The following is a 13747-nucleotide window of genomic DNA, read 5'->3' on the forward strand; positions in this document are numbered from 1 at the left end:
GCTGGTGTCGAGGTCAGCGGCGCAGGGCGCGCCGGACCGTGAAGGCCCCCGGGCCGAGGACGGCCAGCAGCAGGAACACCCAGCTGTAGACGGCGGCCAACTCGCCCGTGTTGTGCATCGGCAGCAGCGCTGCCGGCTGGTGGACGGTGAAGTAGGCGTAGGCCATCGCGCCGGACAGCACCAGCGCCGCCGGGCGCGCGGCCAGCCCCAGCAGCACCAGGGCGGCCCCGACCAGTTCGATCACGCTGCCGTACCAGCCCGGCCACGAGCCGAACGGGACGGCGCCGCCCTGGCCGTCGACGCCGCCGAGGAAGCCGAGGCCCTGCAGGCCGTGCAGGCCGAACAGGAACGACACGACGACCCGGAAGGCGGCGAGCACCAGGTCGTTGCGCTGGGTGGCGATGGCGGCGGTGGTGCGGGTGGCGGCGCGGCGGGTGTCGGTCGTGGTCATCTCGGGCTCCCCATCTCTTGGTCTCACTGATGCGACGAACGGGGACCCCGCCGGATCGACACACCGGCGGAACTTTTTTCTCAGACCTTCAGGCGGAGGGTGAACCGGCTGGTCGGGGCCGGCAGGCGCTGCCCGCGGCGGAAGAAGCGGACCTGGCGCGGGTCGGTCGCCTCGGCGCGCATGGCCGCCAGGTCGGCCTCGGAGGGTTGACGGGCGATCGACGGGCCGGGCCGGTGGTCCAGCGGCGGTGGCGGCGGGTGGTCGTCGTCGGGCAGGGGAGGGCGGTCGACGCGGCACGCGACCAGGCCGGGCGTGTCGGGGACGTCCAGCGGGAGCGCGGGCCCCGGCCAGACGTAGTCGAGGTCGTCCGGCACGTCGGGGAACAGCGGGCGGTAGTGGTCGGGGTCCTTGCGCAGCAGGGCGGACCGGTGGCTGCGGTGCAGGTCGTCGTCGCCGAGCCACGGCGGCAGGAGACCTTCGGCCAGGCACCACGACCACGTCGGCTCGCGGCCGCCGGTGTAGTCGAGGAACGAGGCGCGCATCCCGTCGCGGTGGCCGCGCCGCCGCCACTCGTCGCACACGGCCACGCCGTAGGCGACCAGCGCGGGCGTGAAACCGCGCCACATCAGCACCGCCGGGTGCCGCTTCCAGCCGTACTCGGGCCAGACGAGGGCGCGCAGGATCTGGGCGGTCTCCACGCGCTGCTTGCCGAGCCGCCGCGAGTCGAGCACGGCGGCGCTGCGGGCGAAGGTGGCGCACGGCAGGAACGTCTGCACCCAAGCCGGCTACCCCGCGTGCCGCCGGTCATGCGCCCCGGTCGGCGGAGCCGGCAACAGACCGGTGGGCTGTTAGCCTGCGGCGGTGGAGTTCAAGCGCGCCCGCCGGCCCGAGCAGGTGGAGCAGCGGCGGCGCACGATCCTCGACGCGGCGTGCGCGATGCTGCGGGAGCGGCCCGTCGCCGACATCAGCCTGCGCGAGCTGAGCGACCGGGTGGGACTCGCGAAGTCGAACGTGCTGCGGTACTTCGACAGCCGGGAGGCGATCTTCCTGGAGGTGCTCGACCAGGAGTGGGGCGCCTGGCTGGACGAGCTGGAGGGCGAGCTGGCGCCGGGCGCCGCCGACGCGGTCGGCACGGCCACCGCGGTCGCGACGACCCTGCTGGGCCGGCCGCTGCTGTGCGAGCTGGTCAGCGGCATGGCGGGGGTGCTGGAGCGCAACATCCGGGTGGACTTCGCGCGCGTGGTCAAGCGCCGGGCCGCCGAGCACAGGGGCCGGTTGGCCGATCTGGTGCGGGCCGCGGTCCCGGTGCTGGACGAGGCCGCCGCGCACCACTTCGCGGGCGTGGTGGTGGTGATGACGGCCGGGCTGTGGCCGCACGCGAACCCGACGGACGCGGTGGCGCAGGTGATCCGGGAGCTGGGCGGCCCGCCGGCGGGCGAGCTGGTGCGGGAGGGCCTGACCGAGGGCCTGGTGAACCACCTGGTCGGGTTGGTGGCCCGGTCCTGACCGCCGGCCTTAGGGTGCGACCCGTGAGGGCACTGGTGGTTCGCGGTGGCTGGGAGGGGCACTCCCCGGTGGCGGCGACGGACGCGTTCCTGCCGTTCCTGCGCTCGTCGGGGTTCGCGGTCGACGTGTCGGACTCGCTGGAGGTCTACGACGAGCGCCTCGGCGGGTACGACCTGGTCGTCCAGTGCTGGAGCGACGGCGTGCTGACCGACGACCAGTTCACGTGCCTGGAGTCGGCGGTGCGCGCGGGCACGGGACTGGCCGGGTGGCACGGCGGCCTGGTGGACGCGTTCCGCCACTCGCGCGGCTACCTGAGGCTGGTCGGCGGCCAGTTCGTCGACCACCCCGGCGGCTTCGTGGACCACCGGGTGGAGATCACGTCGACCCACCCGATCGTGGCGGGTCTGACGGGGTTCGAGCTGCGGACCGAGCAGTACTGGGTGCTGACCGACGGCCTCGACGACGTGCACGCGACCACCACGTTCGCCGCCGCCGAGCCGTGGCACGCGCCGCTGACCGTGCCCGCCGTGTGGACCCGCCGCTGGGGCGCCGGGCGCGTCTTCGCCTGCACGATCGGCCACCACCCGGCCGACCTGGAGCTGCCGCCGGTGCGCACCATGGTCGAACGAGGCCTGCTCTGGGCCGCCCGCACCTGATCCCGCGCGCCGGGCCGCCGAACGCCCGGGCCCGCGGTCAGCTGCCCGAGTCGGCCAGCGCGGCGGGCTCCGAGTCGGCCAGGTTCTCCGGCAGCCTGAGGCCCTCGTGCAGCGGCACGAGCTCGGACTGCAGCACGAGCGCCGCACCGCCGATCGCGGACGCCGTGGCGGCCGAGCGGGACAGCCGCACGTCGACGCCGTGCGCCGCGCGGGAGAAGAAGGCGCGGTCCAGCTCGTCGCGCACCACGGGCAGGTAGACCGACCCGGCGATGGCGAAGCTCGGCCCGGTCAGCACCAGGACCTCCAGGTCCATGATGTTCGCCAGCGTCCGCGCCGCCACCGCGATGTAGCGCGCCGACCGCTCCAGGATCGCCAACGCCGACGGCTCGCCGCGCCGGGCCGCCCGGCTGACCGCCGCGAAGTCCGACGACACCGACCTCGCGCGCCCGGTCAACCCCGCCGCCCCGGCCAGCGCCGCGTCCGCGCGGGCCGCCGCCACCACCGCCGCCGGTCCCGCCAGCACCTCCACGCACCCGCGCGCGCCGCACCAGCACTCCGGCCCGTCCGCGTCCACGCAGATGTGGCCGATCTCCCCGGCGTTCCCGCTGCTGCCGCGGTAGGTGATGCCGTTGATGACCAGGCCCGCGCCGATGCCCGTGCCCATGTACAAGGCCGCCGAGATGGCCGTCCCGCCGATCGCCCCCGACCAGTGCTCGCCCAACGCCGCCGCCGTGGCGTCGTTGTCCAGCACCACCGGCAGGCTCGTCGCCCGCTCCAGCTCCTGGGCCAGCGGGAAGTCCTCCCACTTGCGCATGGACGGCGGGGTCAGGCCCATGCCGGTGTCCGAGCTGAGCGGTCCGGGCGAGACGAGGCCGAGGCCGAGCACGCGGTTGTGCTCGACGCCGACGCCGTCGATCAGGCCCTTCACCTCGGCCGCCATCCGCGCCACCACGGTCCGCGGTTCCGCCGCGCCCGCGCCGGCCCTCGAAATGCGCGCCACGACCGATCCGCCGAGATTGGTCAGCACGTACGTGATGCCCGCGTGGTCCAGGTGGACGCCGACGGCGTAGCGGGAGGAGTGGTTGAGCTGCAGCAGCACCCGCCGCTTGCCGCCGGTCGACTCGGCCCGCCCGGTCTCCACGACCAAACCCTCGTCGATGAGCTTGCGGACGACGGTCGAGATCGTGGCCCCGGTGAAGCCGGTGGCGTTGATCAGGCCGACGCGGCTGATGGTGCCCGCCGCGCGGATCACGTCCAGCACGGCGGACTTGCTGCTCGCATGTTGCGTCGCCCGCGCCGGTCCGCTCACGTGGTCCCCCGCGTTCGTCTTAGTTCGTTCGTTGGACGAAGAGTAGCAACTTGACCGGCAGATGACGCGGAGGTGTTGACTTCGTTTCTTCGATGACTTAACAATCTGCCTCAACGCGGGACCGCGGCCGGTCTCGGGCCACGAGAGGAATCGACGATGTCCCTGAAGGCAAGGCGCTTCTCACGGGCGCGCATGGCGGCGGCCGGACTGGCCGCGGTCGCCCTGCTGGCGACCGCGTGTGGTGGATCGAGCGCGGGCGGTGACGCGAACAAGGACACGCTGATCGTGTACACCGGCCAGTCCGGCGACTGGCAGCTGAACTTCAACCCGTTCTCGCCGACCACGTTGGAAGGGCCCGGCACGATCTTCGAGCCGCTGTTCTTCTTCAACAACATCCGCGACGTGGAGCCCAGGCCCCGACTGGGCAAGAGCTTCGAGTGGAACGCCGACGGCACCCAGCTCGACGTCGAGCTGCGCGACGACGCCAAGTGGACCGACGGCCAGAAGTTCACCGCCAAGGACGTCGTCTTCACCCTCGACCTGATCACCAAGAACGCGGCCATGAACGGCACGGGTTACAAGGGTGTCGCGACCGCCGTGGACGACACCCACGTGTCGATCAAGTTCGCCGAGCCGTCCTACCTGGAGGGCCCGCAGGTCCTCGGCCGGATCTGGATGGTGCCCGAGCACAAGTGGAAGGACATCGCCACGCCGGCCACCGACGTGGTCAAGGAGCCGGTCGGCACCGGTCCGTTCATGCTGGAGGAGTTCAAGAACCAGGCCTTCACGCTCAAGGCCAACGCGGACTACTACGCCGGCGCGCCGGCGCTCAAGAAGGTCCGCTACCTGGCGCTGTCGGGCAACCAGTCCGGTGAGGCCGCGCTGAAGCAGGGCCAGATCGACTGGCAGACCGGCCCGGTCCCGGACATCGCGAACGTCGAGAAGAACTACCCGGGCTACAAGGCCATCACCATCCCGATGAACCAGACAGCCCTGTTCACCTGCTCGAACGCGGCCCTCGGCTGCCAGGGCCCGCAGACCGACGTGGCCGTGCGCAAGGCGATCTACTACGCGATCAACCGCACGCAGATCAACGCGCTCGCCTTCGAGAACACCTCCAGCGACATCTCGCCCGGCTCCGCGCTGGTCGACCGGGACAAGGACCAGGTCTCGGGCAAGCTGAAGGAGAAGACCGCGCCGATGCAGCCGGACGAGGCCAAGGCCACGCAGCTGCTGGAGGCCGCCGGCTACACCAAGGGCGGCGACGGCGTCTACGCGAAGGACGGCAAGCCGCTGGCCATGACCCTCAAGGTCGTCGCCGGCTGGACCGACTACATCACCGCCGTCGACACCATGGCCCAGCAGCTGCAGAAGGTCGGCATCAAGGTGACCGCGCAGCAGGTGTCCTGGAACGAGTGGTCCGACGCGCGCGGCCGCGGCAACTTCGAGCTGCTGATCGACTCGACCTACCAGGGCCCGGCTCCCGACCCGTTCTACAACGCGTCCTACTTCTACAGCACCGCCACCACGGCCAAGGTCGGCGAGGCGGCGAACCCGAACTTCTCCCGGTTCTCCAACCCCGAGGTGGACGCGGCCCTCAACGCGCTCAAGGGCATCGACCCGGAGGACGACGCCGCCCGCCAGCCGTACTTCGACACCATCCAGACCAGGATCGAGGAGTCGATCCCGTACATCCCGGTGCTGACCGGCGGCACCACGAGCGAGTACAACGCCAAGAAGTTCACCGGTTGGCCCACCAAGGAGGACCTCTACGCGTTCCCGGCCGTCTGGTCGCGCCCGGACCACTCGGAGATCTTCCTCAAGCTCAAGCCGGCCGGCCAGTGACCGACTGAACGAGGCGATAGGCGGACCGATGAGGTACTACGCCCGAAAGTTCGCGTTCTACCTGGTCGCCCTCTGGGCGGCGCTGACGCTGAACTTCTTCATCCCGAGGCTCATGCCGGGCAACCCGGTGGACATCCTCATGGCGAAGCTCGCGCAACGCGGCGGAACCGTGGACCCGTCGGCCCGCAGGGCGTACGAGCTGCTGCTCGGCACGAACAGCGGCGAGTCGCTCCTCAGCCAGTACGTCTCGTACCTGGGCAACATGTTCCGCGGTGATCTCGGCATCTCGGTGAGCAGCTTCCCGACGCCGGTGTCCGAGATCATCGCGGGCGCCCTGCCCTGGACCCTGATGCTGGTCGGCATCGCGACGTTCCTGTCGTTCGTCCTCGGCATCGTCCTCGGCACGCTCGTCGGCTGGCGGCGCGGCACCTGGCTGGACAGCCTGGTGCCCGCCACCACCGTGCTGGCGGCCGTGCCGTACTTCTGGCTGGCCCTGATCCTGGTCGCGGTGCTGTCCTCGGCGTGGGGCTGGTTCCCGCTGCAGGGCGGCTACGACGTCATCCTCTCGCCGGGCTGGAACGCCGACTTCATCGGCTCGGCGATCTACTACGGCACGCTGCCCGCGTTGACCATCGTGATCTCCTCGGTCGGCGGCTGGCTGCTCGGCATGCGCAACATGATGGTGTCGGCCACCGCCGAGGACTACGTGCTCACGGCCAAGGCCAAGGGCCTGCGCGACTCCCGGATCATGATCAAGTACGCGGCCCGCAACGCGGTGCTGCCGTCCGTGGCCGGGTTCGCCATCTCCCTCGGGTTCGTGGTGGCCGGCTCCATCATCACCGAGCAGGTGTTCTCCTACCCGGGCATCGGGTCGAAGCTGCTGCAAGCGGTGCAGAACAACGACTACGCCCTCATGCAGGGCATCTTCCTGGTCATCACGGTCGCCGTGCTCGGCGCGAACCTCGTGGTCGACCTGCTCTACGCCGTCATCGACCCGCGCACCCGCGTCAGCGGCTGAGAAGGGGAACGGACACCGTGACGAATCTCAGTGCTGTCGCCGTCGAGGCTCCGCGCGGGCGGGCCGGGTGGCGGTCGATGCTGCCGCGCTGGTCGCCGAAGCTGGGCGTCGGCCTGGTCCTGGTCGGGCTGATCGCGTTCATCGGACTGATCGGCCCCTTCCTGGTCGGCGACCCCAACACGATCCGCGACATCAGCCTCACCGAGCCGGGCGGCGAGTTCTGGCTCGGCACCACGCAGACCGGCCAGGACATCGTGGCGCAGCTCGCCCACGCCACCAGGGGCTCGCTGTACATCGGGCTGATGGTCGGCGTGATGGCGACCGCCCTGTCGGCGCTGTTCGGCATCGTCGGCGCCTACATCGGCGGGTACGTCGACGAGGGCTTCTCCCTGTTCTCCAACGTGATGCTGGTGATCCCCGGCCTGCCGCTGGTGATCGTCATCTCCGCGTTCGTGCCCGCCGACCAGCGCGGCTCGTGGACGATCGCGGTGGTGCTGGCGATCACCGGGTGGGCCGCGTCGGCACGGGTGCTGCGCGCCCAGACGCTGTCGCTGCGCAACCGGGACTACGTGGCCGCGGCCAAGGTCTCCGGCGAGAAGCCCTGGCGCGTCATCACCGTCGAGATCCTGCCGAACCTGCTGCCGCTGCTGGCCTCGCAGTTCGTGTTCTCGGTGATCTACGCGATCCTGAGCGAGGCGGGCCTGTCGTTCCTCGGCCTGGGCGCGTCCAACTCGTCCACGCTGGGCACGATGCTCTACTACGCCCAGAACGGCTTCGCGCTGCAACGGGACGCGTGGTGGTGGTTCGTGCCGCCGGGCCTGATCATCGCCCTGTTCGGCTGCGGCCTCGCGCTGATCAACTTCAGCATCGACGAGATCATCAACCCCAAGCTGCGCGACATCCCCCGCCGCACCGAGGCCGAAGCGGCCCGCACGCCCGAACCCGTGCCGCGCGCGGACGACGACGTGGTGCTCACCGTGACCGACCTGTCCGTCGTCTACCAGGTGGAGAACCCGGTGCACGCGGTCAAGGACGTGTCGATCACCCTGCGGCGCGGTGAGATCCTCGGCCTGGCCGGCGAGTCCGGCTGCGGCAAGACCACCCTGGCCTACGCGATCAACCGGCTGCACCGGCCACCCGCCGAGGTCACCACCGGCTCGGTCACCTTCCACGACCGGGAGGGCGGCGACGTCGACGTGCCGGCCCTCACGCCGGGCGAGCTGCGGGAGTTCCGCTGGTCGAAGCTGTCGATGGTGTTCCAGGGCGCGATGAACGCGCTGAACCCCGTCCTCACGGTCCGCGCGCAGCTCGACGACGTGCTCACCACGCACCGGCCCGAGATGACCAGGGCGCAGCGCAAGGCCAAGTGCGAGGAGGTGCTCAAGCTGGTCGGCGTCGACGTGCGTCGGCTCAGCTCGTTCCCGCACGAGCTGTCCGGCGGGATGCGGCAGCGCGTGATGATCGCCATGGCGCTGCTGCTCGACCCGCAGGTCATGATCATGGACGAGCCGACCACCGCGCTGGACGTCGTCGTGCAGCGCGGCATCCTGCGCGAGATCCTGCGGCTGCGCGACGAGATCGGCTTCGCCGTCCTGTTCATCACCCACGACCTGCCGCTGCTGCTCGAGCTCGCCGACCGCATCGCGGTCATGAAGGAGGGCGAGGTCGTCGAGTACGCCACCGCGCAGGACATGTTCGAGCGGCCCGCGCACCCCTACACCCGCCAGTTGCTCGACTCGTTCCCCAGCCTGACCGGCGAGCGCGGCTCGTTCGTCCGCTCCGGCGAGCAGTTGACGCCGGTCGACCGGTCCGGCGAGACCACTTCGTCCGGAGGCGTCCGATGACCACGTTGGAAGCTCGCGAGCTGGTCAAGGACTTTCACGTCCGGGTCGGCCTGCGGCGGGTGCGGCTGCGTGCGGTGGACGACGTGTCGTTCACCCTCACGCCCGGTCGCACGGTCGCGCTGGTCGGCGAGTCCGGCTCGGGCAAGTCGACCATCGCCCGGATGATCGCCCGGCTGGAGAAGCCGAGCGGCGGCGCCATCACGCTCACCGGCCCGGACGGCGCGAAGGTGCCCGAACGCGCGTACCGGGACAACGTGCAGATGGTGTTCCAGGACCCGTTCGCGTCGCTGAACCCGTTCCACACCATCGAGCACCACCTGGCGCGGCCGTTGAAGCTGCACGGCCGGCCGCACGGCTGGGACGACGTCGTGCAGCTGCTGGAGCGCGTGTCCCTGCCCGGCCGCGACATCGCCGGGCGACGGCCGCACGAGCTGTCCGGCGGCCAGCGGCAGCGCGTCGCCATCGCGCGGGCGCTGGCGCCGGGCGCGAAGGTCGTGGTCGCCGACGAGCCGGTGTCGATGCTGGACGTCTCGATCCGGCTCGGCGTGCTCAACCTCATGGCGCGGTTGCAGCGCGAGGAGAACCTGGCCGTCCTCTACATCACCCACGACCTGGCCACCGCGCGGCACTTCTCCGACGACATCCTCGTGCTCTACAAGGGGCGCGTGGTCGAACGGGGACCGGCCGACGAGGTGATCCTCAACCCGCAGCACCCGTACACCAGGATCCTGGCCTCCGCCGCGCCGAACCCCGAGGCGCGCGGCCGTGCCGTCGAGATCGACCCGGCGGACGTGGAGCGGGCCGGCGCCGCGGCGGCGTACGACCACAACACCGGGGCGTGGGAGGAAGTCGCCACATGACGGTCACCTGGTCCACCGGCGCGATCAGGCTGCTGCTGACCCACGGGGACGACCGCCCGGTGAGCCTGCTCTCGCTGCGCCCCGACGGCCCGGTCGAGGGGATCGGGGTGCCGCTGGTCGAGGTCCAGGCCGTCGGGCACGGCCGGTTCCCCGGCAGCCACCGCTACGCCGACACGACGATCGGCGCCCGCCTGCGCTACCGCTCGCACACCGCGTCCGCGGACGAGCTGCGGGTCGTGCAGCACGACCCGGGGAGCGGGCTGGTGGTGACCTCGGTGTTCCAGGGCGTCGCCGGCGTGCCCGCCGTGCGGACCTGGACCGAGGTGGCGGTCGAGGGCGAGCCGGTCCACCTCCAGGCCGTGACGTCGCTGTCCACCGGGGCGTTCCTGGTGGACGCCGGCCGTTCGGTGGACGAGGTGGACCTCGTGCACGCCGACTCCGACTGGGTCGCCGAGTCGCGCTGGCACCGCACGCCGCTGCGCGAGGCCGGCCTGGTGGCGATGGACCCGACCGTGCACCACCACGCCTCGCGCAGCCGGTTCGCGCTGACGTCGCGCAGCTCGTGGTCCACGGGCGAGCACCTGCCGACCGGTGTGCTGGTGGCGCGGGACGACAGCTGGGCGCTCGCGTGGCAGATCGAGCACAACGGCGCGTGGCACTTCGAGGTGGGGGAGACCGTCGCCGGCGCGTACCTGGCGCTGCTGGGGCCCAGCGACGGCGAGCACCAGTGGGGTCGCGTGGTGTCGGCCGGGAACGGCTTCACCACCGTGCCCGTGTCGGTGGCGGTCGTCGCCGGCGGCGTGGACGAGGCGTTCGGCGCGTTGACGCGGCAGCGGCGGGCCACGTTGCGCAACCGGCGCGCCCCCGAGCTGCCGGTGGTCTTCAACGACTACATGAACACCCTGATGGGCGACCCCACCACGGAGAAGCTGCTGCCGCTGATCGACGCGGCGGCGGCGGTCGGCGCGGACTACTTCTGCGTCGACGCCGGGTGGTACGACGAAGACGGCGAGTGGTGGGACAGCGTCGGCGAGTGGCGGCCGTCGCGGACCCGGTTCCCCGGCGGGTTCGGCGAGGTCGCCGACCGCATCCGGGAGCGCGGCATGGTGCCCGGGATCTGGTTGGAGCCCGAGGTCGTCGGGGTGCGCTCGGCGCTGGCCCGGTCGTTGCCGGACGAGGCGTTCTTCCGGCGCCAGGGCGCGCGGGTGGGCGAGCACGGCCGGTTCCACCTGGACTTCCGGCACCCCGAGGCGGTCCGGCACGTGGACGAGGTGGTCGACCGGCTGGTCGGCGAGTTCGGCATCGGGTACCTCAAGCTGGACTACAACATCATGCCCGGCGCGGGCACCGACGTCGGCGGCCTGGCGCCGGGGGAGGGGCTGCTCGGGCACAACCGGGCGCACCTGGCGTGGCTGGACGCGCTGCTGGCCCGGCACCCGGGGCTGCTGCTGGAGAACTGCGCGTCCGGCGCGATGCGGATGGACTACGCGATGCTGTCGCGACTGCACCTCCAGTCCACGTCGGACCAGCAGAACCCCCTGCTGTACCCGCCGATCGCCGCCGCCGCGCCGGCGTCGGTGCTGCCGGAGCAGGCCGGGAACTGGGCGTACGCGCAGCCGGGGATGACGCCGTCGGAGGCGGCGTTCACGCTGGCCACCGGCGTGCTGGGACGGCTGTACCTGGCCGGCCGGGTGGACCTGATGGACGAGGGGCAGCGGGCGCTGGTGCGCGAGGCGGTGTCCGTCCACAAGGGACTGCGACCGGAGGTCGCCACGTCGGTCCCGTTCTGGCCGCTCGGCCTGACCGACCGCACCGGCCCGTGGGTGGCGCAGGGGCTGCGCGCGGCGGCGAACAGCTACGTGACCGCGTGGCGGCTGCCCGACGCGCCACCGTCCGCGGACCTGCCCGTGCCGCACCTGCGGGGGCAGGACGCCACGGTGTCGCCGGTGTTCCCGGTGACGTCACCCGAGTGGGCCTTCGAGTGGGACGCGGCCCGAGGGGTGCTGCGCGCCACCCACGCGGGCGCCGGCCCGTCCGCCGTCGTCGTGCGGCTGGCGGCCTGAGCCGGCGGGCGTCAGGGCAGCCTCGGCTCGACCAGCTCGGCGACCCGCATCGCCGCCGGGCACGGGTCCTCGTCGGGGCTGCCCGCGCCCAGCACGACGTCGACCCGGGACGACTCGGTGACGCCGATGAAGATGCCGCAGCTGCCGGTGGCGCCGACCGCCTGCTTGGCCTGGTGCCGGCCGACCACGAGGTCCTGCACCACGTTGCCGTTCGACTGGACCGCCGCCAGCCCGGACGTGGTCCTGACGCCGACCCCGAGCCGGCCCGCCGCCGGCGAGAAGTTGCAGACCCGCGCCGAGCCGAGCTGCTCGACCACCGGGTCGGCCCCCTGCGCGCCGGTGACCTGCTCGGCCTCGGCCTTGGTGAGCAGGGTGCACGGGTCGAGGCCGTCCAGCGGCCCGCCCCTGGACGGACCGACGGCGGGCGCGGTGGCGCCGGACGACGTCGTGGCGCCGGTGGGGGCGGACTGCTCGGCGGCGGGCCCGCCGCAGGCGACGGCCGCGAACAGGACCGCGAGCGCGGCCACCGTGGTGCGAGGGTTCACTTGGTCGTTCCCCGGTCGGTCAGGGCGGTGAGGGGCGTGCCGCCGGCGTTCCGGTCGGTCCTCGCCCCGGTGACGCTCACAACCGGCACCGACACGTCGTGCCGCCGACCGTAGCGCACCTTCTGGGAGCGCTACCAGACCGTGGTCCGGGGAATCGGCGCGACGCTGCGGTCAGTCCCGGTCGGACCAGTCGCCGATCACCGGCGGAGCCGTCGCCCCGCCGCCGCCGAACAGGGCTTCGGGGTCGGGTTCGAGCAGGTAGGACGGCGACTGGTGCTCGACGTCCTCCTCGCCGCGGCCGGCGGCCGGCGCGCCCACCGGTCCACCGGTCAAGCCCTGCCCCGCACCACCGCGCCGCGTGCCTACCTCCCCGTGCGCACCGCCCGGCGCCGCGCCCCTCACCGCCGATCCCGGCCCTCCCGGCAGCCCCGACCCCGGCGCCGCGCCACCGGGAACGCGCCCCCCGACGCCCGCGCTGCCGGCGGAACCGCCGCCGCGCCCCACCCGTCCCGCACCCGACCCGCCCCCCGCGCCGGCGCGTCCCGCACCCGACCCGCCTCGTCCCGCGGCCGATCCACCCCCGGGAACGCCCGGCACGCCCACCGCCACTGGACCTCCGGGACCGGACCCTCCCGCCGGGCCGCCCGGCACACCGTCCCGGCCACCCGGCGTGACCGGGACCGAACCGTTGCCGCTGGTGGTGGTCGTCCCGCCGGTGGGCACGCCGGCGCCGCCCCCCGGCTCCGCGGAAGCGACACCCGTGTCGTCACCCACCCTCGGTGGCGGCGGCACGGCGGCGCGGTCGCCCGGCACCTGGCCGGGTGGCCGCGCCGGCGACGGCTCGCCGCGCGGCGGAGTGGGCGGCGCGGCCGGCGGCGGCGCGAACGACGGCTGGGCGGCGGCCGTCTGCGCCACCGTCCGGTCGTACACCTCCACCGCCCGTGCCGCCTGCCGGTGCTCTTCCTGCTGCTTGGCGAACTCCGCCCGGTCCGCCGCCGCCCGGGTGGCCAGCGCGACCGGGTCGGTGATGGTCATCAACCGCCGGTTCGCCGCCTCCACGTCGAACGGCTCGGCGGGAGGTGGCGGCACCGTCGCCCTCGCGGTGGCCAACGCCCTCGACTGCTGCGCGAACAACGTGCCCGCCATCTGCGCCGCGACCGCCGTCTCACCGGCCTTGCGCGCCAGGTCGGCCATCGCGTGCCGCGCCCGGTCACCGGCCTCGCCCGTCCAGTCGGGCTCGCTGTCGGCGATCGCCTTCACGATGGCGTCGTTGAACTCGACCAGCTCGTTGCCCAGCGCGGTCCACAGGTCGCCGTGCTCGCCGACGCGCCCCGGGTCGCCACCGACGTGCACGCCGTCGTGCAGCTCCCGGTGGGAGATGCCGAGGTAGTCCGCGCCGGGGTCCGGCGGCGCGGTCCGCGTCGTCACCTGCCCCTTGAGCTGGGCGGCCTGCGCGTCGAGCAGGTCGTCCACCTGCCCCCGGCCGAGCAGGTGGGCCAGGTACCCGGCGAACGGCCCGAAGCGCTCGTACTCCCGCTCGACCCGCTCCCGCACCTCCTGGCCCGTGGCCACCTTGGCGCGGTGGTCGACGTCGTACTTGTCGTAGGCGGACGGTCTTCCCGGTGCTCCCTCGTTCATCGCTGTCCCTCC

General features: G+C 72.8%; 12 protein-coding genes. 7 read left to right on the plus strand and 5 right to left on the minus strand.

Annotation, left to right across the window (positions count from 1 at the left end; genetic code table 11):
- Nucleotides 1–13 precede the first annotated feature (13 nt).
- Together EDD40_RS28595 and EDD40_RS44640 are read right to left on the minus strand one after the other, a co-directional pair.
- A complete protein-coding gene (locus tag EDD40_RS28595; protein ID WP_123745670.1) occupies nucleotides 14–451 on the minus strand; it encodes a DoxX family protein in 438 nt (145 codons plus the stop codon).
- Between the two features lie 80 nt (nucleotides 452–531).
- Nucleotides 532–1227 (minus strand): MSMEG_6728 family protein, encoded by a 696-nt coding sequence (locus tag EDD40_RS44640; protein WP_170185222.1) that lies wholly within the window; start codon nucleotides 1225–1227, stop codon nucleotides 532–534.
- A gap of 85 nt (nucleotides 1228–1312) precedes the next feature.
- Between EDD40_RS44640 and EDD40_RS41945 the strand changes: the two genes are divergently transcribed.
- Nucleotides 1313–1957, plus strand: coding sequence for a TetR/AcrR family transcriptional regulator (locus EDD40_RS41945; RefSeq protein WP_170185223.1), 645 nt, complete (start codon nucleotides 1313–1315; stop codon nucleotides 1955–1957).
- A 23-nt stretch (nucleotides 1958–1980) separates the two neighbouring features.
- Entirely contained in the window at nucleotides 1981–2613 is a 633-nt protein-coding gene (locus EDD40_RS41950; RefSeq protein ID WP_246037865.1) for a ThuA domain-containing protein, read from the plus strand.
- Between the two features lie 37 nt (nucleotides 2614–2650).
- Here EDD40_RS41950 and EDD40_RS28610 read toward each other — a convergent pair whose 3' ends face one another.
- Complete coding sequence (locus EDD40_RS28610) at nucleotides 2651–3922, minus strand: ROK family transcriptional regulator (protein ID WP_123745671.1); 1272 nt, start codon at nucleotides 3920–3922, stop codon at nucleotides 2651–2653.
- A gap of 156 nt (nucleotides 3923–4078) precedes the next feature.
- On the opposite strand from EDD40_RS28610, the gene EDD40_RS28615 reads away from it, so the two are divergent.
- From EDD40_RS28615 to EDD40_RS28635, 5 genes are read left to right on the plus strand one after another with little or no spacing between them, the layout of a single operon-like run.
- The gene (locus tag EDD40_RS28615) at nucleotides 4079–5767 is read left to right on the plus strand and encodes an ABC transporter substrate-binding protein (RefSeq protein ID WP_123745672.1); all 1689 of its coding nucleotides are present in this window, start codon (nucleotides 4079–4081) and stop codon (nucleotides 5765–5767) included.
- Between the two features lie 28 nt (nucleotides 5768–5795).
- Nucleotides 5796–6785, plus strand: coding sequence for an ABC transporter permease (locus EDD40_RS28620; RefSeq protein ID WP_123745673.1), 990 nt, complete (start codon nucleotides 5796–5798; stop codon nucleotides 6783–6785).
- A gap of 17 nt (nucleotides 6786–6802) precedes the next feature.
- Complete coding sequence (locus EDD40_RS28625) at nucleotides 6803–8629, plus strand: dipeptide/oligopeptide/nickel ABC transporter permease/ATP-binding protein (RefSeq protein ID WP_246037866.1); 1827 nt, start codon at nucleotides 6803–6805, stop codon at nucleotides 8627–8629.
- Nucleotides 8626–9489 carry an ABC transporter ATP-binding protein gene (locus EDD40_RS28630; protein ID WP_123745675.1) on the plus strand — a complete coding sequence of 288 codons (864 nt, stop codon included), beginning with the start codon at nucleotides 8626–8628 and terminating at the stop codon, nucleotides 9487–9489. The genes EDD40_RS28625 and EDD40_RS28630 overlap by 4 nt, the downstream gene beginning before the upstream one ends.
- Nucleotides 9486–11552, plus strand: a complete 2067-nt coding sequence (locus tag EDD40_RS28635; protein WP_123745676.1) for an alpha-galactosidase — start codon at nucleotides 9486–9488, stop codon at nucleotides 11550–11552. Before EDD40_RS28630 ends, EDD40_RS28635 begins: the two co-directional genes overlap by 4 nt.
- Before the next feature lie 11 nt (nucleotides 11553–11563).
- On the opposite strand, the gene EDD40_RS28640 is transcribed toward EDD40_RS28635, so the two are convergent.
- Together EDD40_RS28640 and EDD40_RS28645 are read right to left on the minus strand one after the other, a co-directional pair.
- Nucleotides 11564–12097: a DUF3558 domain-containing protein gene (locus EDD40_RS28640; RefSeq protein WP_170185224.1), complete on the minus strand. Its 534-nt coding sequence runs from the start codon at nucleotides 12095–12097 to the stop codon at nucleotides 11564–11566.
- A gap of 171 nt (nucleotides 12098–12268) precedes the next feature.
- Nucleotides 12269–13735 carry a hypothetical protein gene (locus EDD40_RS28645; RefSeq protein ID WP_123745678.1) on the minus strand — a complete coding sequence of 489 codons (1467 nt, stop codon included), beginning with the start codon at nucleotides 13733–13735 and terminating at the stop codon, nucleotides 12269–12271.
- Between the last annotated feature and the right edge of the window lie 12 nt (nucleotides 13736–13747).

This window comes from Saccharothrix texasensis, assembly GCF_003752005.1.
In the GTDB taxonomy this organism is placed as follows: domain Bacteria; phylum Actinomycetota; class Actinomycetes; order Mycobacteriales; family Pseudonocardiaceae; genus Actinosynnema; species Actinosynnema texasense.

Excerpts from the sequence above, each read along its gene's own strand:
- EDD40_RS28635 (WP_123745676.1), top strand. The coding sequence starts at position 9,486 with ATGACGGTCACCTGGTCCACCGGCGCGATCAGGCTGCTGCTGACCCAC.
- EDD40_RS28645 (WP_123745678.1), bottom strand. The coding sequence starts at position 13,735 with ATGAACGAGGGAGCACCGGGAAGACCGTCCGCCTACGACAAGTACGAC.
- EDD40_RS28620 (WP_123745673.1), top strand. The coding sequence starts at position 5,796 with ATGAGGTACTACGCCCGAAAGTTCGCGTTCTACCTGGTCGCCCTCTGG.
- EDD40_RS28595 (WP_123745670.1), bottom strand. The coding sequence starts at position 451 with ATGACCACGACCGACACCCGCCGCGCCGCCACCCGCACCACCGCCGCC.
- EDD40_RS28615 (WP_123745672.1), top strand. The coding sequence starts at position 4,079 with ATGTCCCTGAAGGCAAGGCGCTTCTCACGGGCGCGCATGGCGGCGGCC.
- EDD40_RS28630 (WP_123745675.1), top strand. The coding sequence starts at position 8,626 with ATGACCACGTTGGAAGCTCGCGAGCTGGTCAAGGACTTTCACGTCCGG.